Origin of the sequence: Cupriavidus sp. HPC(L), assembly GCF_000307735.3 — a bacterium.
In the GTDB taxonomy this organism is placed as follows: domain Bacteria; phylum Pseudomonadota; class Gammaproteobacteria; order Burkholderiales; family Burkholderiaceae; genus Cupriavidus.
In genome coordinates, this window is record NZ_AMPR02000443.1 from 1 (window position 1) to 18,930 (window position 18,930).

Below are 18,930 nucleotides of genomic sequence, written 5' to 3' on the forward strand. Positions count from 1 at the left end.
GCTCAGGCCGCGTTCGACGCCTACCGCCAGTGGGCGGCGAGCGCCGCCGCCATGCCGGAGCTGGCGCAGCAGTGCGAGCGCTTTGCCGCTGCCTCGACCTCGGGCATGACGGTGACGCTGCCGGGCCCCACCGGCGAGCGCAATACCTACACGCTGCTGCCGCGCGAAACGGTGCTGTGCCTGGCGCCGAACGAGGCCGATCTGGCCACGCAACTGGCGGCCGTGCTGGCGGTCGGTGCCGGCGTGTTGTGGCCGGACGTCGAACCCGCGCGCACGCTGTATGCGCGCCTGCCGAAGGCAGTACAATCGCGCGTCCGCCTGATTGCCGACTGGACCGCGGCCGACGTGGCCTTCGATGCGGTGCTGCACCACGGCGACTCGGACCAGCTGCGCGCGGTGTGCGAACAGGTCGCGCAGCGGCCCGGACCGATCGTCGGTGTGCAGGGGCTGGGCCATGGCGACACCGGCATCGCGCTGGAGCGTCTGCTGATGGAGCGCTCGCTGTCGGTCAATACCGCGGCGGCCGGCGGCAACGCGAGCCTGATGACGATCGGCTGACCGCAACGACCGACCGCAAGACTGACCGCCCGACCTGGTCCGACGTATCGGTCGGACGTCCGGGTTGGGCGCCAGACAGGCGCAGGTGCGGCGGTGATCCCGCCCTCGCTGTGCCACCAAAGAAAGCGTGGTCCGCAGGGGTGGGCCGAACGCTTCCAACAGTGCAGTGAACCGGCCTACAGGCTACCCAAGGAGAACGGATGAACACGACCTTCCACAAGACGGCGCTGACCGTCGCACTGACGATCGCCGGCCTGACCGCGGCGTCCGCCGCGTTCGCGCAGGCGCAGGAGATCAAGCTCGGCTTTGCCGCGCCGATGACCGGCGGCCAGGCGCAGTACGGCAAGGACATGCAGAACGGCGTGGTGCTCGCGATCGAGCAGATGAACGCCACCAAGCCGAAGATCGGCGGCAAGGAAGTCAAGTTCGTGCTGCTGTCCGAGGACGACCAGGCCGATCCGAAGACCGGTTCGGTGGTGGCGCAGAAGCTGGTCGACAACGGCATCCAGGGCATGCTGGGCCATTTCAACTCGGGCACCAGCATCCCGGCCTCGATGGTCTACAACCGCGCCGGCATCGCGCAGATCGCGATGGCGACCGCGCCGGAATACACCCGCCAGGGCTTCAAGACCACCTTCCGCATGATGACGTCCGACACCCAGCAGGGTTCGGTGATCGGCACCTTCGTGGTCAAGAAGCTGGGTGCCAAGAACATCGCCATCGTCGATGACCGCACGGCCTACGGCCAGGGCCTGGCCGACGAGTTCGAGAAGGCCGCCAAGGCCGCCGGCGGCAAGATCGTGCGCCGCGAGTACACCAACGACAAGGCGGTGGACTTCAAGGCCGTGCTGACCAACATCAAGCGCAGCAACCCGGACATCATCTTCTTCGGCGGCGCCGAGACGCAGTCCGCGCCGATGGCCAAGCAGATCAAGGAGCTGGGCCTGAAGGCGCCGCTGGTATCGGGCGAGATGTCCAAGACGGACAACTTCCTGAAGCTGGCCGGTCCGGCCGCCGAAGGCACGGTGGTGTCGCTGGCCGGCCTGCCGCTGGAGCAGATGCCGGGCGGCGCCAAGTATGCGCAGGACTACGAGAAGCGTTTCAAGAGCAAGGTCCAGACCTACTCGCCGTACGCCTACGACGGCGCCACCGCGCTGATGACCGCGATGGTCAAGGCCGGTTCGGCCGATCCGGCGCGCTACCTGCCGGTGCTGGCGGCGACCAACATGCCGGGCGTCACGACCAAGACGCTGGCCTACGACGCGCGCGGCGACCTCAAGGACGGCGGCATCACCGTCTACAAGGTCGTCGGCGGCAAGTGGACCGTGCTGGAAACGCTGGGCGGCAAGTAAGCCTGGCGGTTGCCCAAGGTTGGTCCACCGTTGACTCGCAGTTCGGAACGCCACCCCCCGGGGTGGCGTTTTCTTTGGAGGCCGCGCCGGTCGTGACGGCCGTGCCGCTGGCGGCGGCTGGGCCCGTTCCGCGGCCTTGCCTCGCCGGTGGCGCATAATCGCGGTCTTGCCGTTTCCTCGCTATCCCAGTTGTCCCTCTTTGCCCATCACCCTGAAGGAGTACCCGTGTCCGCGCAGCCAGTCAGCTACGACCACGCCATCGAGCTCGCCACGCAGGAGCGCTACGACGAAGCGCTGGCGGTGATCGACGCGTTGGCGCGCCAGCGGCCCGAGGTCGTCGATTACGAGGCGCTGCGCGCCCGGCTGCTGTTCGACAAGGGCGAGCCCGAGCAGGCGCTGGCCGCGCTCGACGCGGCGCTGGCCCGGCTGCCCGACCTGCCGTTGCAGCCGGCGCACCGCTGGGCCTCGCGCGGTGTGCTCGCGCATCGCTACGGCATGCTGCTGATGAACCAGCAGCGTTTCGCCGAGGCGCTGCCGTGGCTGGAGGAAGCAGCGCGGCGCAATGGGCTGGCGACCGGCGAATGGAGCGCGCAGCTGCATGCGGGACTCGCGCATTACCGGCTGGGCCAGTTCGCCGAGGCGGGGCGCTATTGGTACGACCTGCTGTATCGCGCCCCGGATCTGGGCGCGCACGACATTCTGGGCCTGGCCGCCGACCACGTGCAGGGCGCCGAGGCCGAGGGCCGGCGCGCCGAGCCGATGCTGCGGCTGTGCCTGGCCCGCATCGGCCTGGACAATGCCGATCTGCTGGAGATGAGCGAGGAGCAGGGCGACGCGCTGGCCGCGCAGCAGGCGCAGATGGTGCTGGCCGAGGAGCCGGACCACCCGCACGCGCGGCGCATCCTCGCGCCGCTGCGCCTGCGCTCCGGCGATCTGGCCGGCGCGCGTGAGGATCTGGCGGTCTACCAGCGCCAGGTGCCGGACCCGAAGGCGCAGGTACGCGAACTCGAGTGGCGCCATCAGGGCGGCGAGGCCGAGCCCTGGCGCGATTTCTCGTTGACCGAGGCGGCCACCGACGCGCATGGCTATTACCTTGCCGGTCTCGCGCTGGCGGACTTCATCGAGCGCGTACCCGCGTCGGCGGACGTGCTGCGGCCGCAGCTGCTGCGCGCCTGGCAGACGGGCCTGGCCCGCTTCGAACAGTATTTCGCCACCGGCGAGGGCGGTTACGACGACGCCGATCCGCATATCTATTCGCTGCTGTGCGACCGCTTGGCGCGCCGCCTCGACCTCGACGACCCCGCGCAGCGCGACGAACGCATCGCGCTGCACGACAAGGGCATCGCGGCCAGCGATTTCATCGAGCACTGGCTGGATCTGCTGGCCTGCCACGACGCGGCCGGTCGCCATCAGCGCGTGGTCGAAATCGCCGGCGAGGTGCTGAACCGCTATCCGCTGGACCGCCATGCGGGCCAGGTGACCTGGGTGTTCAGCCGGCTGATCCATGCCTGGAAGGCGATCGGCGGCAACGAGGCGATCGCTGCGGCGCGCGCGGCGATCTCGCATATGGAAGCGAGGCTCGATGCGCTGCCGGTCGAGGAGCGCAGCGAGGCCGCGCTGTCGATGGCGCATGCGCGCACGCATTTCGCCACGCTGCTGGGGAACTCCGCCGCGTCGATGGAAGCGCGCGAGCGCGCGCTGGCGCTGGACGAGATCGAGGCCTTGCAGGCGCGTGCGGTGGCGATCGAGGACGCCTGGGTCTACGACGCCTTCGGCCGTATCTGGCGTGGCCTGGCCGACAACGAACGCGCCTTGCCGCTGTTCGAGCGTGCGATCGCGCTGACCGAGGGCGATGCCGAGGACCAGGCGGCCGCGCGGCTGCAGCGCGGACTGATCCGCCTCGACGCCGAGCAGTACGCGCAGGCGTTGACCGACTTCCAAGCCGCCTTCGCGGTGCGCGACGATTGGGAGGCCGACGTGCACCTGCACGCCGCGCAGGCTGCGCTGGGCCTGGCCCGGCGCGAGGAGGCACGGGCGCTGTTTCTGCAGGCGCGGGCGCGCGGGGCCGCGCAGGGCCGCACGCGCGCGTTGTACGCGAAGGTCGAAAACGCACTGAAGGCGACGCGGCCGGCCTGGAAAATCTGGGGCCTGTAGACCAGCCCTGCAGTGGGTGAGGTCAGCGCAGACGCGATCCGAAAGAACACTGGCAGAAACCTCAGCAAAACTCGTGCCTTGTCGGACAAACCCGGACACGGGTTCAAAGGCCCTTCCGTTAGGATGTCACCCATGAATGGATTGAGCCAACTATTTCCGACCTGGCCGCTCGCTCCCAGCGGGCTGTTCTGGGTCGGCCTCGCGCTGGTAGGCGCGGGCCTTGCCGGCGAAGTCTGCCGGATGTATCTGAGATTGCCGCGTATCGTCGGTTATGCCGCCACCGGTCTGTTGGCCGGCACGCTGGGGCGGCCCATCGTCGACCAGACGATGATTGCCCAGACCCGCATCCTGATCGACATGGCGCTGGCGCTGGCGCTGTTCGAACTCGGGCATCGGCTGTCGCTGGTCTGGCTGCGCGCCAATCGCTGGCTGCTGTTTACCAGCGCCTCCGAGTCCCTGCTGACCTGGGGCCTCGTCACCGCGGTGCTGCAATGGATCGGCGTAAGCCCGACCGTCGCGATCCTCGCGGGCGGCATCGCGGTCAGCACGTCGCCGTCGATCGTGCTGCAGCTGAAGAACGAACTGCGCGCGGAGGGCCAGGTCACCGAACGGCTGATGGCGATGACCGCGCTGAACAGCATGTATGCGGCGGTGATCGTGCAGCTGGCGACCGGCTGGCTGCACTCGGAATACGGCAATCTCGGCGCCGCGCTGCTGCATCCGCTGTATCTGCTGGTCGGCTCCTGCCTGCTGGCGTGGCTGGTCGGCAAGCTGAGCCAGGCGGTCTATGCGCGGATGCCGGCCGACGATCAGTACAGCTTCCTGGTGCTGGTCGGCATCGTGCTGTTCACGCTGGCACTGACGCGGCTGCTGAAGCTGTCGATGCCGTTGACGTTGCTGCTGGCCGGCGTCGTGTTCAAGCATCAGGACAATCAGCCGCGTGTGTGGCCGGCGCATTTCGGCAGCGCCGGCACGTTGCTGATCATCGTGATGGTGGTGTCGCTGGGGCTGCCGGTGACCGTGCGCGACTGGTCCATCGCCGGCGTCGCCGCGATCGTGCTGGTGCTGCTGCGGCATCTGGCCAAGCTTGGGGGCGTAGTCTCGCTGGGTTCGTTTTCTGGCCTGAGCCTGCGGCAGTGCGTGGCGCTTGGCGTGGCGCTCGGGCCGATGTCGGGTCTGGCGTACCTGCTGATGAGCGATGTGGCGCGGCTCTATCCTGAGACCGGGGAAATGCTCAACGCGATCGTGCTGTGCGCGCTGGCGATCGAGCAGATCGCGGCGCCGGTGCTGGCCGCGTGGGCACTTCGCTATGCCGGCGAGGTCAGAGGCAATGGAGGACGGCGCTGATGTCACTCGAACCGTTCAAGCAATCCGAGGCGCTGACCTTCGGCGTCGAGCTGGAGATGCAGCTGGTCAATCGCCATGACTATGATCTGGCGCCGTTCGCGCCCGATCTGCTGCGGCTGCTGAGGGGCGCCCAGCATGCCGGCGATATCAAGCCGGAGATCAGTCCGTCGATGATCGAGATCAGCACCGGGATCTGCCACGACTACGCGCAGGCGCTGTCCGAGCTGACGACGATGCGCGACCTGATGGTCGAGGCCTCGCATTCGCTCAATCTCGGCATCTGCGGCGGCGGCACGCACCCGTTCCAGCAGTGGGCCGACCGCACGATCTCCGACTCGCCACGCTACCAGTACATCTCGGAGTTGTACGGCTATCTGGCCAAGCAGTTCACGGTGTTTGGCCAGCACGTGCATATCGGCTGCCCGACCGCCGACGATTCGCTGTTCCTGCTGCATGCGATCGGCCGCTACGTGCCGCACTTCATCGCACTGGCGGCGTCGTCGCCGTATGTGCAGGGCGTCGATACCGGCTTCGCTTCCGCGCGGCTGAATTCGGTCGCGGCCTTCCCGATGAGCGGCCGCGCGCCCTTCATGCTGACGTGGGACGCCTTCACCGCGTACTTCGAGAAGATGCGCAAGACGGGCGTGATCGAGAGCATGAAGGACTTCTACTGGGATATCCGTCCCAAGCCGGAGTTCGGCACCATCGAAGTCCGCGTCATGGACACGCCGCTGACGGTTGCGCGCGCCTGCGATATCGCGGCCTATATCCAGGCGCTGGCGCGCTATCTGCTGCTGTCGCGGCCGTTCATGCCGGAAGAGGACGATTACCTGGTCTACACCTTCAACCGCTTCCAGGCCTGCCGCTTCGGCCTCGACGGCGAGTACGTGCATCCGAACGAATTGACGCGGATGCCGATCGCCGACCATATCCTGTCGATCTGCGACGTGCTGGTGCCGCATGCCGAAGCGCTCGGTTCGCTGGAGGCGCTGGCCAATATCCGCATGCTGGCTGCCAGCCGCCGTGGCGACGCGGAATGGGCGCGGCAGGTCGATGCCGATACGCGCAGCCTGCGCGAGGCGGTGCGGCAGAGCTGCGACCGCTGGGCCGGCTGACGGCAGCGCGCCCGCCGCGCATTCTGCGTTCGAGCGCGCGGGTCAGATCCCGTGCGGGATGTTGTCGCCGTCGCCAAGGCCCAGCCGCTGGTTGGCGGGCACGGCGACTGCCAGCAGCTTCGGCGGCGGCAGGTTCAGCCCCTTCATCATTTCGATGAATTCTTCGCGCGTGCGGCCGCACAGCCGGCTGTTGGTCGCCCGCTCGTTCCCGATCGTTGAATGGGTGCGGCCCTTGTAGTCATGGGCCGGATACACCAGCGTGTCGTCGGGCAACGCAAACAGCTTGTGCGTCAGGCTGTCGTACAGCGTGCCGGCGTCGCCCGACTGGAAGTCCGTGCGTCCGCAGCCATCGATCAACAACGCATCGCCGGTAAAGACGCGGCGCACCACGCCGCCGTCCGGGTGCGGCTCTTCCCACAGATAGCTCATGCTGCCGGCCGTATGGCCCGGGGTATGGATCGCGCGCAGCGTCTGCGCGCCGAACGCGATGGTGTCGCCGTCGATCAACTGCTTCAGCGCCGGCCGGATCTCGCAGCCCGACGGCGCGGCGGTATGCGCGCCGGTACGTTGCGCGACATGGCCTGCCGAGGTGATGTGGTCCGCGTGCGCGTGGGTTTCGATGACCCAGGCCAGGCGTACACCGGTCTGCTGCACCAGCGCCAGATCGCGTTCGAGCTGACGGTCGACCGGATCGATCAGCACGGCATCGCGCGTCGCCGCGTCGATCAGCAGATACGTGTAGGTGCAGGACTCGGGGTCGAAGAGTTGATGGAAGGTTTGCATCTGCGGGAATACTGACAATCGGTCGCCAGGGTTCAGGCTTCGAATACGTCGGGGAGGTGTTGGGCGCTGAGCAGCCTTTCTCCCCAGGCTTGCAATTGTTCGGCCGAGGCGCCGTTCAATCGCGTTTCCAGCTCGGCCGGCAGAGGACCGAACCGTTTGGCAAGCATGTTTCGCAGCATCATGGCCTGGCCTTGCTGCAGACCTTCCTGCCGGCCCTTCTGCCGGCCCTCCTGCAGGCCTTCCAGCCGGCCTTCTTGCAGGCCTTCCAGTCTGTAGTTGGCCTTCCACCGTGCGATATTCGTCGACAGCGACATTTCAGCCTCCATCAGGTTGTGTACATTCGTGAAATCCAGACCGGCATGGCGATGCCGTGAGCCTACATCCTTCAGCCAGCGTACGAAAGTGTTCGACAGGACCGGGTTGTCGGCGACGCGCCGCCTGAGCCAGTGGACCGTGTCGAGCAACGTTTCCTCGCTGGTCGCGTTTTCGAAGCGGAACACGGCGGCGACCAGATTGTCGAGCCTGGCCAGTTCCTCGTCCGAGTATCGGCTTGCGTCGACCAGCAGATACTTGCAGCGGGGCTGGTAGCCAGATAGTTCGCCAGGCAGTCGTGGTGACAGGTCGGCGATGTCGGTCGTCGCAGTCCACCTGCCCTCGCCGTTGTAGATGACGACAGGCAGTACCGGGGGCAGGCGGCCTCCGTCGAGCATATTCTGACCACGGATCAGCTCGAGATCGAGGCACGTGACGTAATTCGTCATGCGAATCGCCATATGTCGATCGATGGTGCTTTGAAACTCGATCAGCAGATAGAGATAGACCCACTCGCCGCCGGCCTGGATGCGCCATACCATGTCGCTTGCATGCTGGCGAAACGCATCGGTGACGTAGGTTCCGGATCGCCGTTCGAGGGTATCGAAGTCCAGGCTTCGAACCCAGTCTCCCGGCACGAAATCGCGCAGCAGGTCACGGACGAGTTCCGGCGTGGAGAACAAGGTCTTGTAGCAGGCATCGTGGTTCGGCATGGCACACGCATCGCAGTGGCGGAGCCGAGAGAATGCCGCGCCAGGGAGGCGCGGGATTCCACAAAAGTGCGTGCTACTTTAGTGTTCGAACAGCAGGCCGAGGGTCAGCACTCGACGATATTGACCGCGAGTCCGCCGCGCGCCGTTTCCTTGTATTTGGTCTTCATGTCGGCGCCGGTTTCGCGCATGGTCTTGATCACCGAATCGAGCGAGACATAGTGATTGCCGTCGCCGCGCAGCGCCATGCGCGCCGCGTTGACGGCCTTGACCGAGGCCATCGCATTGCGTTCGATGCAGGGAATCTGCACCAGCCCGCCGACCGGATCGCATGTCAGGCCGAGGTTGTGTTCCATGCCGATCTCCGCGGCATTCTCGACCTGTTCCGGCGTGCCGCCAAGCACCGCGGCCAGCGCGCCGGCGGCCATCGAACACGCGACGCCGACCTCGCCCTGGCAGCCCACTTCGGCGCCGGAGATCGACGCGTTCAGCTTGTACAGCAGGCCGATCGCGCCGGCCGTCAGCAGGAAGTCGATGACGCCGCGCTCGTTCGCGCCCGGCACGAAGCGATCGTAGTAATGCAGCACGGCCGGGATGATGCCCGCCGCGCCGTTGGTCGGCGCGGTCACCACGCGGCCACCGGCCGCATTTTCCTCGTTGACGGCCATCGCATAGAGGTTGACCCAGTCCATCACCGACAGCGGGTCCGACAGCGTCCGTTCGGCGCGCTCGGTCAGATTGCGGTGCAGCTCGGGCGCACGCCGCTTGACCTTGAACGGGCCGGGCAGCTCGCCATCGGTGCGGCAGCCGCGCGCGACGCAGGCCTGCATCACCTGCCAGATATGCAGCAGGCCCGCGCGCACGTCGGCTTCGCTGCGCCACGTGCATTCGTTCTCGAGCATCAGCTGCGCAATCGACTTGCCGGTGCTGCTCGCCATGTCGAGCATCGCGCGGCCGCTGCGGAACGGATGCGGCAGTTGCCGGTCCGCTTCGAGCACCTGCGTGTTGGCGGCGCCGGCGCTGACGACGAAGCCGCCGCCAACCGACAGATAGCGGCCCTCGCGCAGCGTTGCGCCGGCGGCATCGAAGGCATGGAATTTCATGCCGTTCGGATGCTCGGCCATCGCCTCGCGCCGGTAGAACGCAATGTGTTCCTTCTCGACGAAGGGAATCGGATGCTTGCCGAGCAGCGCCAGCGTGCGCGACGCGCGAAGCTGGGCCAGCCTGGCGTCGATGGTGTCCGGATCGATGGTGTCCGGCGCCTCGCCGAGCAGGCCGAGGATCACGCCCTTGTCGGTGCCGTGTCCCTTGCCGGTCGCGCCAAGGGAGCCGTACAGTTCGACCCGCACGCTGGCCACTTGCGGCAGCAGGCCGTCGCGCTCCAGTCCATGCGCGAACATGCCGGCCGCACGCATCGGTCCCACCGTATGCGAGCTCGATGGCCCGATGCCGACCTTGAACAGGTCGAAAACGCTGACAGCCACGTTGGTCTCCTATCGTTTGCGGCGGTGTGCCGGCCCGCGCCGCGGCCCGCTCTCCGGCTGGACCGGAACAGACCGGGCTAGACCGGCCGATCGTCCTCGGGGCGCTCCCACAGGGAGACGCCGGGGCCGGGCGGTTCCTCCGGCAGTTCCTTGCGCTTGAGCACGCTGATCGCGCCGTCGTTTTCCAGGATCGCGATATAGACGTCGTCCAGGCTCGCGCATCCCTCGCGCCGCAGTACCTTCATCAGGTCGTCGCTGGTCAGCCGCGCGCCATGCATGACCTCGTCGATCACCTTGCCATGGCGGATCAGCAGTTGCGGATGGCCCTCGACCGCGTACTCGAACTTGCGGCTGCGCCAACTGAGCCAGCTGACCAGCACGTTGATGCCGATCAGCGTCGCGGCGAGGATCAGGCCCGCGGAGACCGACTTGTCATCGCCGACCATGGCGTTCTGCACGCCCTCGGACAGGATCAGCAGCAGGATCAGATCGAACGGTGTCATCTGTCCGATCTGCCGCTTGCCACCCAACCGCATCATGATCAGAAGGGCGAAATAAACGATCAGCCCTCGGACAATGAATTCCCACCACGGCGCGCTCATTTCCCACATCGACAGTCTCCTTACCGATGATGGTTCCGGCCCGGAGGCCGGAACCAGAAAGGCCGCACGCCGTCCAGCGTGCGCGCGGCAACAAGCCGCCGTGCGAATTGCAGCAGGAAGCGTGCCCGCTTACTCCTCGTAGGCGCTCATCGGCACGCAGGAGCAGAACAGGTTGCGATCGCCGTAGACGTTGTCGGCCCGGCCGACCGGCGGCCAGTACTTCTGCGTCCGCAGCGAGGCGACCGGATAGGCGGCTTCCTCACGCGTGTACTTGTGATTCCACTCGTTGGCGGTGATGACCGCCGCGGTGTGAGGCGCGTTCTTCAGCGGGTTGTCCTCGCGGTCGAAGCTGCCGTCCTCGACGCGCGCAATTTCCTTGCGGATCGCGATCATCGCGTCGATGAAGCGGTCCAGCTCGTGCAGCGCCTCGCTCTCGGTCGGCTCGATCATCAGCGTGCCGGGCACCGGGAAGCTCATCGTCGGCGCATGGAAGCCATAGTCCATCAGCCGCTTGGCCACATCCTCGTTGCTGATGCCGGTCGCCTTCTGGATCGGACGCAGGTCGAGAATGCACTCGTGCGCGATATGGCCGTTGCCGCCGGTGTACAGCACCGGGTAGTAGTCCGACAGCCGCTTGGCGACATAGTTGGCCGCCAGGATCGCGTTCTCGGTGGCGGCGGTCAGTCCGCGCGCGCCCATCATCGCGATATACATCCACGAGATCGGCAGGATGCTGGCCGAGCCGTAGGGCGCGGCAGAGATGGCGCCGATGCCGTCATCGGCGCGGCGATAGCCGGTGCTGGTGTGGTTCGGCAGGAACGGGGCCAGGTGCGCGCCGACCGCAACCGGACCGACGCCCGGGCCGCCGCCGCCGTGCGGGATGCAGAAGGTCTTGTGCAGGTTCAGGTGCGACACGTCGCCGCCGAACTGCCCCGGCGCGGCGGTGCCGACCATCGCGTTCATGTTGGCGCCGTCGACATAGACCTGGCCGCCGTGGCTGTGGACGATCTCGCAGATGCGCTGCACGCCTTCCTCGAACACGCCGTGCGTGGACGGGTAGGTGATCATGATCGCCGCCAGGTTCTTGCCGTGCTGCGCGGCCTTCTTTTCCAGATCGGCCAGGTCGACGTTGCCGTCCTCGTCGCAGGCCACCACGACCACCTGCATGCCGGCCATCTGCGCGGACGCCGGGTTGGTGCCGTGCGCCGACGACGGGATCAGGCAGATGTTGCGATGGCTCTCGCCGCGGCTCGCATGGTAGGCGTGGATGATCTGCAGGCCGGCGTATTCGCCCTGCGAGCCGGCGTTGGGCTGCAGGCTGACGGCGGCGTAGCCGGTGGCCGCGCACAGCATCGCCTCCAGCTGGGCGATCATCTCGCGGTAGCCGACGGTCTGGTCGTCCGGCGCGAACGGATGGATGCTCGAGAACTCGGGCCAGGTGACCGGAATCATCTCGCTGGTCGCGTTGAGCTTCATCGTGCAGGAGCCCAGCGGGATCATCGTGCGGTCGAGCGCCAGATCCTTGTCGGCCAGCATGCGCAGGTAGCGCAGCATCTCGTGCTCGGCATGGTGGGTGTTGAAGACCGGGTGCGTCAGGTAGGCGCTCTGGCGCGACAGCGCCGCCGGATAGCCATCATCGGCCGCGGCTTCCAGTGCGTCGAAGGCCGGCACCGGCTTGCCCTGCGCGAAGATCTCCCACAGCGCGACCACATCGTCGCGGCTGGTGGTCTCGTCCAGCGAGATGCCGACCTGCGTGGCGCCGGCGCGGCGCAGATTGATCTGGCGCGCGGCGGCCGCGGCGTGGATCGCCTCGGTGGCGGCACCAGTCTCGATCGTCAGCGTGTCGAAGAAGGTCTGGTTGGTGCGGGCGTAGCCCAGCGCCTGCAGGCCGCCGGCCAGCGTCGCGGTCAGCCGGTGCACGCGCTGCGCGATCCGCTTCAGGCCCTGCGGCCCGTGGTAGACCGCGTACATCGACGCCATGACCGCCAGCAGCACCTGCGCGGTACAGATGTTCGAGGTCGCCTTCTCGCGGCGGATATGCTGCTCACGCGTCTGCAGCGCCAGCCGGTAGGCCTTGTTGCCCTGCGCGTCGACGGTGACGCCGACCAGGCGGCCCGGCATCGAGCGCTTGTAGGCGTCCTTGACGGCCATATAGCCGGCGTGCGGGCCGCCGAAGCCCAGCGGCACACCGAAGCGCTGCGAATTGCCGACCGCCACGTCCGCGCCCCATTCGCCCGGCGCGGTGAGCAGCGTCAGCGCCAGCAGGTCGGCCGCGGCGACCACCAGGCCGCCGGCCGCGTGGACCGCATCGGCGATCGCGCGGTAGTCCGCCACGTCGCCGTTGACGCCCGGGTATTGCAGCAGCACGCCGAACGCGTGCGCCTGCGCCGCGTCGGCGGCGGGACCGACCTTGACCTCGATGCCGAGCGGCAGCGCGCGCGTGCGCACCACTTCGATCGTCTGCGGCAACACGTCGTCGGCCACGTAGAAGGTATTCGATGCGTGCTTGTTCACGCGCTGCAGCAGCGTCATCGCCTCGGCCGCGGCCGTGCCTTCGTCGAGCATCGACGCATTGGCGATATCGAGGCCCGTCAGGTCGGTGACCATCTGCTGGAAGTTCAGCATCGCCTCCAGGCGGCCCTGCGAGATCTCCGGCTGGTACGGCGTGTAGGCGGTGTACCAGGCCGGGTTTTCGAAGATGTTGCGCAGGATCACGCCCGGCGTCAGCGTGTTGTAGTAGCCCTGGCCGATGAAGCTCTTGAACACCTTGTTCTTGCCGGCGATGCCGCGCAGCTTGGCCAGCGCGGCTTCCTCGGTCAGCGGCTCGGTGAATTCGCCCAGCGGCATGCCGTCGCGGCGGCGGATCGCGGCCGGGATGATGGCGTCCATCAGCGCGGCGCGGCTGTCGTAGCCCAGCACCTTCAGCATGTGCTGCTGTTCGGCGGCGTCGGGACCGATATGGCGGTGGGAGAAGGCGTCGCGAGCTTCGAGTTCGGCCAGCGAAGGGCGAGCGGATTGAGCGGCGTTCATGGGCAGGGGAGCGTTCATGGCAAGTGACTCGGAGAGGCGGGCCGGGGCATGGTGGTCAGCCATGCCTCGGCGCCGCGGGCGGGGCGCCGGGCTCAGGCGCCGACGCTGGCCTTGTAGGCGTCGGCCGTCATCAGGCCGTTGACGTCGTCGCCGTTGGCCGGCTTGATCTTGAACAGCCAGGCATCGAAGGCGTTGGCGTTGACGCTCTCGGGCGCGTCCTTGACGGCGTCGTTGACGGCGACCACTTCACCGGCCACCGGTGCGTAGATGTCCGACGCGGCCTTGACCGATTCGACCACGGCCAGCGCGTCACCGGCGCCGACCGTCTTGCCGACCTCGGGCAGTTCGAGGAAGACGATGTCGCCGAGCGCATCCTGTGCGTGATCGGTGATGCCGATCGTCAGCGTGCCGTCGGTTTCGACGCGCACCCATTCGTGCGACTCGGTGTACTTCAGGTCAGCGGGGAAATTCATCGAGATTCTCCAATTTCAGATTCTTGTGTGGCGCCGCCGCGTGCCATCGGTGAAAGGGGCCGCGGGGCGCAGCGTGACCGGGTGGACGATGTCCGCAGTGAGCCGTCAGCTCACGAGTGCCTTGCCATTGCGCACAAACGGCAGTTTAACCACAGTCGCAGTCAGTTTGCGGTCGCGGATCAGCACCTGGACTTCGCTGCCGAGCGCCACATCCTTGGGCAGGCGCGCGAAGGCGATCGACTGGGACAGGGTCGGGCTGAAGGTGCCCGAGGTGATTTCGCCCTCGCCGGCGGCGGTCAGCACGGTCTGGTGCGCGCGCAGCACGCCGCCCTTGTCGCGCAGGATCAGGCCGGCAAATTGCTGGCGCTGGCCGTTGGCCACCAGCGCGGCCTTGCCGACGAAATCGCGCTCGCTTTGCAGGTCGACGGTCCAGGCCAGGCCGGCGTCGAGCGGCGAGGTGTGGATGTCCATGTCCTGACCGTACAGGTTCATGCCGGCTTCGAGCCGCAGCGTGTCGCGCGCGCCGAGCCCGGCCGGACGCACGCCGGCGGCATGCAGCTTTTCCCAGACCGCGGCGACGTTGTCGGCCGGCACCACCAGCTCGAAGCCGTCCTCGCCGGTGTAGCCGGTGCGGGCCACCATGATTTCGCCGATCGCGGCGTCTTCGACGACCATCGCGTTGAACGGCTTGAGCGCCTCGCTGGGCTGGGTCGACGGGAAGGCCGCCCACACCTTGGCGCGCGCGTTCGGGCCCTGCACGGCGACGATGGCCAGCGGTGCGGCATTATCGGAGGCGTTGTCGGTGCGACGGGGAGTAATGGTCAAGCCGGCGCCGGTGTCGGCATTGCGCTGGCGGATCCAGTCGATATCGCCGGTCGCGGTGCTGGCGTTGACCACCAGGCGGAAGCGGTCCTCGGCGAAGAAATAGACGATCAGGTCGTCGATCACACCGCCATTCGGGTCGAGCATGCAGGAATACAGCGCCTTGCCGGGGGTTTGCAGCTTGTCGACGTTGTTGGCGAGCAGTCCGCGCAGGAAGGCGCGGGTATTGGGTCCGGCGAGGTCGACGACGCACATGTGCGAAACGTCGAACATGCCCGCATCGCTGCGCACCGCATGGTGTTCCTCGATCTGCGAGCCGTAGTTGACCGGCATGTCCCATCCGCCGAAATCAACCATGCGGGCGCCGAGGGCGCGGTGGATGGCGTTGAGCGGGGTGGCCTGGAGCGTCATGGATTCCTCGGAGCGTGGCATCGTTCAGTCCGGCGCGCGCGGCGCGCCAAACAAAAAAGGGTCATCCGTCGCGCGGCTCGTTGGAACCGTCGCGACGGATGACCCCCTCTGTCCTCGATACCTGAGAGATTACGGACTGGTTCTGCGGTTCGCTTCGAACCCGCCGGCCCCGCCGTGCGCCCCTTCGGTGGACACGCTCATCATTCAATCGATGAATGGCGGGTGTCGCTCTCCAGAGTTCGGCATACATCGTGTGCATGCTGCATGCCGATCCGCCCGGTCCATGGTGCCTGAGAGTTTTCGGGTGATTCCCCTTCGGCGGCGCGAATGACGATACAGTCGCGCGCTCTCCCGGACGGATGGCGCGACTCTAACCGCAGGCCTGCCGGCTGTCAACGCGAGAGCGGCGCGTTGCAGGCCACGGATCCGGTGGCTCGGCCGGACCCGCCCCCGTGTTAACATCGCCCGCTTTGATCCATCCGCGACCCGTGCCCGAACGCGTCGCGCCTGCGGCCCGCCTCCCTCGGGGTGCGGTCCGACCTCCTGCCGTACCCGAACTCCGCCCCCGACCGATGACCCACGGACTGAACGCCGCCCAATCCGAAGCCGTCCGCTATCTGGACGGCCCCTGCCTGGTGCTCGCCGGCGCGGGTTCGGGCAAGACCCGGGTGATCACGCAGAAGATCGCGCATCTGATCGAGGACAAGGGCTTCGAGCCCCGCCACATCGCCGCGGTGACCTTCACCAACAAGGCCGCCAAGGAAATGCAGGAGCGGATCGCCAAGCTGATGGAGGGCAAGACCCGGGACGGCAAGCGCATCCCGCTGCGCCAGCTGACCGTCTGTACCTTCCACTCGCTGGGCGTGCAGATCCTGCGTGCCGAGGCCGAGCACCTTGGCCTGAAGCCGCAGTTCTCGATCATGGACGCCGATGACTGCTTCGGCCTGATCCAGGAGCAGCTGGCCACCACTGACAAGAAGCTGATCCGCAGCGTGCAGAGCACGATCTCGCTGTGGAAGAACGGCATGGTCGATCCCGAGACCGCGATTGCCGAGGCCGCCGACGCCGACCAGCACCAGGCCGCGCTGATCTACCGCAACTACGTCGCCACGCTGGCGGCGTACCAGGCGGTCGACTTCGACGACCTGATCCGGCTGCCGGCCGAGCTGTTCGCACGCGACGAAACCGTGCGGCTCAAGTGGCAGAACCGGCTGCGCTACTTCCTGGTCGACGAATACCAGGACACCAACGCCTGCCAGTACCAGCTGCTGAAGCTGCTGGCCGGCGGCTCGCATCTGCGCGCGCCCGCCTTCACCGCGGTCGGCGACGACGACCAGGCGATCTACGGCTGGCGCGGCGCCACGCTGGACAATCTGCGCCTGCTGCAGACCGACTTCCCGAACCTGAAGGTCATCAAGCTCGAGCAGAACTATCGCTCGACGGTGCGCATCCTGCAGGCCGCCAATGCGGTGATCGCCAACAACCCCAAGCTGTTCGACAAGACGCTGTGGAGCGAGCACGGCATGGGGGACCCGATCACCGTGACGCCGATGAACGACGAGGAGCACGAGGCCGAGTCGGTGGTGTTCAAGCTGTCGGCGCACAAGTTCGAGCGGCGCGCGCAGTTCCGCGACTACGCGATCCTCTATCGCGGCAACCACCAGGCGCGGCTGTTCGAGCAGATCCTGCGCCGCGAGCGCATCCCGTATGTGCTGTCCGGCGGGCAGAGCTTCTTCGACAAGGCCGAGATCAAGGACATCTGTGCCTATCTGCGGCTGATCGCCAATCCCGACGACGATCCGGCCTTTATCCGCGCGGTCACCACGCCGCGGCGCGGGGTCGGCAATACCACGCTGGAGGTGCTGGGCACCTTCGCCGGGCAGGCCAAGGTGTCGCTGTTCGAGGCGGCGATGATGGGCGGCATCGAAGGCAAGCTGCAGCCGCGCCAGCTCGAGCCGCTGCGCACCTTCTGCGAGGCGATGGTGCGGCTGGCCGACCGTGCCGCGCGCGATCCGGCCACCGAGGTGCTCGACGATCTGATGGAAGGCATCCACTACGAAGCCTATCTGTACGACACCTTCGACGAGCGCCAGGCCCAGGCCAAATGGACCAATACGCTGGAATTCCTCGACTGGCTCAAGCGCAAGGGCACCAAGCCGGAGGCCGCGGACGGCGAGGCGACCGGCTTCGACACCGCCGACGGCTTCGGCGACGAAGGCAAGAACCTGCTGGAGTTGACGCAGACGGTCGCGCTGATGAGCATGCTCGAGGGCCGCGAGGAGGATCCGGATGCGGTGCGGCTGTCGACGCTGCATGCGTCCAAGGGCCTCGAATATCCGCACGTGTTCCTGGTCGGCGTGGAGGAGGGCATCCTGCCGCATTGCCGCGAGGACGAGGACCTGAGCGACGAGAAGATCGAGGAGGAGCGGCGCCTGATGTACGTCGGCATCACGCGCGCGCAGCGCAGCCTGCATATCAGCTGGTGCAAGAAGCGCAAGCGCGCGCGCGACACCTACTCGTGCCAGCCGTCGCGCTTCATCGGCGAGATGAAGCTCGAGGAAGCCCCGGCACCGAAGGACGAGACGCCGGCGATGAGCCCGAAGGACCGGCTGGCGGGACTGAAGGCGCTGCTCGGCACCAAGGCCGCGGCCGGCTGAAGCGCAGCGCCGGGTACGCGCGGCCTTTCGTATCAGCGCCGATACAAAGCAGCCAAGGGCCTGCAACATCGGGCTGCTACAGTGCCGGATCGCCGAGGCCGCTCGGCGCCGCGGCACACCGCTTCTTCCCTTCCTCCTCGATGGACCTGAGTCTTCCCGATGCCGCGCCCGCGGCAATCCGCCTGCTGATCGTCGATGACGACGCGCAAATCCGCACGATGCTTGCCGACTACCTGTCGACCTTCGGCATCGCTGCGGACGGCGTCGAAGGCGGCGCCGCCATGCGGGCCGCGCTGGCCGCCCACGCCTACGACCTGGTGATCCTCGACCTGTCGCTGCCGGGCGAGAACGGCCTGGCGCTGTGCCGCGAACTGCGGGAGCAGGGCGATCTGCCGGTGATCATGCTGACCGCGCGGGCGGAGCTGGCCGATCGCGTGGTCGGCCTGGAGGTCGGGGCCGACGACTACGTCACCAAGCCATTCGAAATGCGAGAGCTGGTCGCCCGCATCCATACCGTGCTGCGGCGCAGCCGCGGCGGCGAGCGCGGCATGCGGGCCGGCCCTTCGGCGGCAGCTCGCGCCCGGGTCGAACTTCGCTTCGGCGATTGGCGCCTGCATACGGTGCTGCGCCAGCTGGTCGACCGCGACGATACCGTGGTGCCGCTGTCGAACGCGGAATTCCGGCTGCTGCTGGCCTTTCTTGACCATCCGCAGCAGATCCTCGATCGCGAACGGCTGATCCAGTTGGCGCGCGGCCGCGAACTGGATCTGTTCGATCGCAGCATCGACCTGCTGGTGTCGCGGCTGCGGCAGAAGCTGCGCGAGGACCCGCGCGAGCCCGGCCTGATCCGCACGGTTCGCGGCGAGGGCTACGTCTTTACCGCCAGCGTGCAGGGCTGAGCCAGTGGCGGCGCGTCGCTTCGACACGATGTTCGTGCGCCTGTTCGTCGCGATGGCGGCGATCATGGTTGCGGTGCATATCCTCGGCGTGACCGTGGTGGAGAGCGTGTTTCCGCGGCACGGTCCCCGGCACGGCAGCCACACCGTCGGTGGTACCGCCGACCGGCCCGCCGCACCGGCGCACGAGGGCCAGCGTCCGCCGCCAGGCCCACCGCGTCCGC

Annotated in this window: 13 protein-coding genes, 2 pseudogenes and 2 riboswitches; of the genes and pseudogenes, 8 read left to right on the top strand and 7 right to left on the bottom strand. The window is 67.4% G+C overall.

Going from position 1 to position 18,930, the window contains the following annotated elements; translation table 11 throughout:
* The 5 genes and pseudogenes from B551_RS26760 to B551_RS21610 all read left to right on the top strand — a co-directional run.
* Window positions 1-558, top strand: a pseudogene (locus B551_RS26760) (trifunctional transcriptional regulator/proline dehydrogenase/L-glutamate gamma-semialdehyde dehydrogenase); the annotation flags it as partial.
* 200 nt (window positions 559-758) lie between these two features.
* Window positions 759-1,910: a branched-chain amino acid ABC transporter substrate-binding protein gene (locus B551_RS21595; RefSeq protein WP_006579690.1), complete on the top strand. Its 1,152-nt coding sequence runs from the start codon at window positions 759-761 to the stop codon at window positions 1,908-1,910.
* 225 nt (window positions 1,911-2,135) lie between these two features.
* Complete coding sequence (locus tag B551_RS21600; protein ID WP_023264999.1) at window positions 2,136-4,064, top strand: tetratricopeptide repeat protein; 1,929 nt, start codon at window positions 2,136-2,138, stop codon at window positions 4,062-4,064.
* Between the two features lie 123 nt (window positions 4,065-4,187).
* Entirely contained in the window at window positions 4,188-5,411 is a 1,224-nt protein-coding gene (locus B551_RS21605) for a cation:proton antiporter (RefSeq protein WP_006576225.1), read from the top strand.
* Entirely contained in the window at window positions 5,411-6,526 is a 1,116-nt protein-coding gene (locus B551_RS21610) for a YbdK family carboxylate-amine ligase (RefSeq protein WP_006576224.1), read from the top strand. Before B551_RS21605 ends, B551_RS21610 begins: the two co-directional genes overlap by 1 nt.
* A gap of 42 nt (window positions 6,527-6,568) precedes the next feature.
* On the opposite strand, the gene B551_RS21615 is transcribed toward B551_RS21610, so the two are convergent.
* From B551_RS21615 to gcvT, 7 genes are all read right to left on the bottom strand, one after another.
* Window positions 6,569-7,309, bottom strand: a complete 741-nt coding sequence (locus B551_RS21615) for an MBL fold metallo-hydrolase (RefSeq protein ID WP_006576223.1) — start codon at window positions 7,307-7,309, stop codon at window positions 6,569-6,571.
* A gap of 32 nt (window positions 7,310-7,341) precedes the next feature.
* The gene (locus B551_RS21620; protein WP_006576222.1) at window positions 7,342-8,334 is read right to left on the bottom strand and encodes an Rpn family recombination-promoting nuclease/putative transposase; all 993 of its coding nucleotides are present in this window, start codon (window positions 8,332-8,334) and stop codon (window positions 7,342-7,344) included.
* Window positions 8,335-8,438: 104 nt separating this feature from the next.
* Window positions 8,439-9,815, bottom strand: a complete 1,377-nt coding sequence (locus tag B551_RS21625) for an L-serine ammonia-lyase (RefSeq protein ID WP_006576221.1) — start codon at window positions 9,813-9,815, stop codon at window positions 8,439-8,441.
* A gap of 77 nt (window positions 9,816-9,892) precedes the next feature.
* Window positions 9,893-10,426: a DUF421 domain-containing protein gene (locus tag B551_RS21630; RefSeq protein ID WP_023265001.1), complete on the bottom strand. Its 534-nt coding sequence runs from the start codon at window positions 10,424-10,426 to the stop codon at window positions 9,893-9,895.
* A gap of 120 nt (window positions 10,427-10,546) precedes the next feature.
* On the bottom strand, window positions 10,547-13,465 hold the full coding sequence (gene gcvP / locus B551_RS21635) for an aminomethyl-transferring glycine dehydrogenase (protein ID WP_023265002.1): 2,919 nt from the start codon (window positions 13,463-13,465) through the stop codon (window positions 10,547-10,549).
* 74 nt (window positions 13,466-13,539) lie between these two features.
* The gene (gcvH, locus tag B551_RS21640) at window positions 13,540-13,920 is read right to left on the bottom strand and encodes a glycine cleavage system protein GcvH (RefSeq protein ID WP_006576219.1); all 381 of its coding nucleotides are present in this window, start codon (window positions 13,918-13,920) and stop codon (window positions 13,540-13,542) included.
* 105 nt (window positions 13,921-14,025) lie between these two features.
* Window positions 14,026-15,153: a glycine cleavage system aminomethyltransferase GcvT gene (gcvT, locus tag B551_RS21645; RefSeq protein WP_006576218.1), complete on the bottom strand. Its 1,128-nt coding sequence runs from the start codon at window positions 15,151-15,153 to the stop codon at window positions 14,026-14,028.
* 98 nt (window positions 15,154-15,251) lie between these two features.
* Window positions 15,252-15,399: riboswitch (glycine riboswitch) on the bottom strand.
* A 21-nt stretch (window positions 15,400-15,420) separates the two neighbouring features.
* Window positions 15,421-15,517: riboswitch (glycine riboswitch) on the bottom strand.
* A 208-nt stretch (window positions 15,518-15,725) separates the two neighbouring features.
* On the opposite strand from gcvT, the gene B551_RS21650 reads away from it, so the two are divergent.
* From B551_RS21650 to B551_RS21660, 3 genes and pseudogenes are all read left to right on the top strand, one after another.
* Window positions 15,726-17,810 (top strand): UvrD-helicase domain-containing protein, encoded by a 2,085-nt coding sequence (locus tag B551_RS21650; protein WP_023265003.1) that lies wholly within the window; start codon window positions 15,726-15,728, stop codon window positions 17,808-17,810.
* A gap of 140 nt (window positions 17,811-17,950) precedes the next feature.
* Window positions 17,951-18,709, top strand: coding sequence for a response regulator (locus tag B551_RS21655; RefSeq protein WP_006579299.1), 759 nt, complete (start codon window positions 17,951-17,953; stop codon window positions 18,707-18,709).
* Window positions 18,710-18,713: 4 nt separating this feature from the next.
* Window positions 18,714-18,930 (top strand): annotated as a pseudogene (locus tag B551_RS21660) (two-component sensor histidine kinase); the annotation flags it as partial.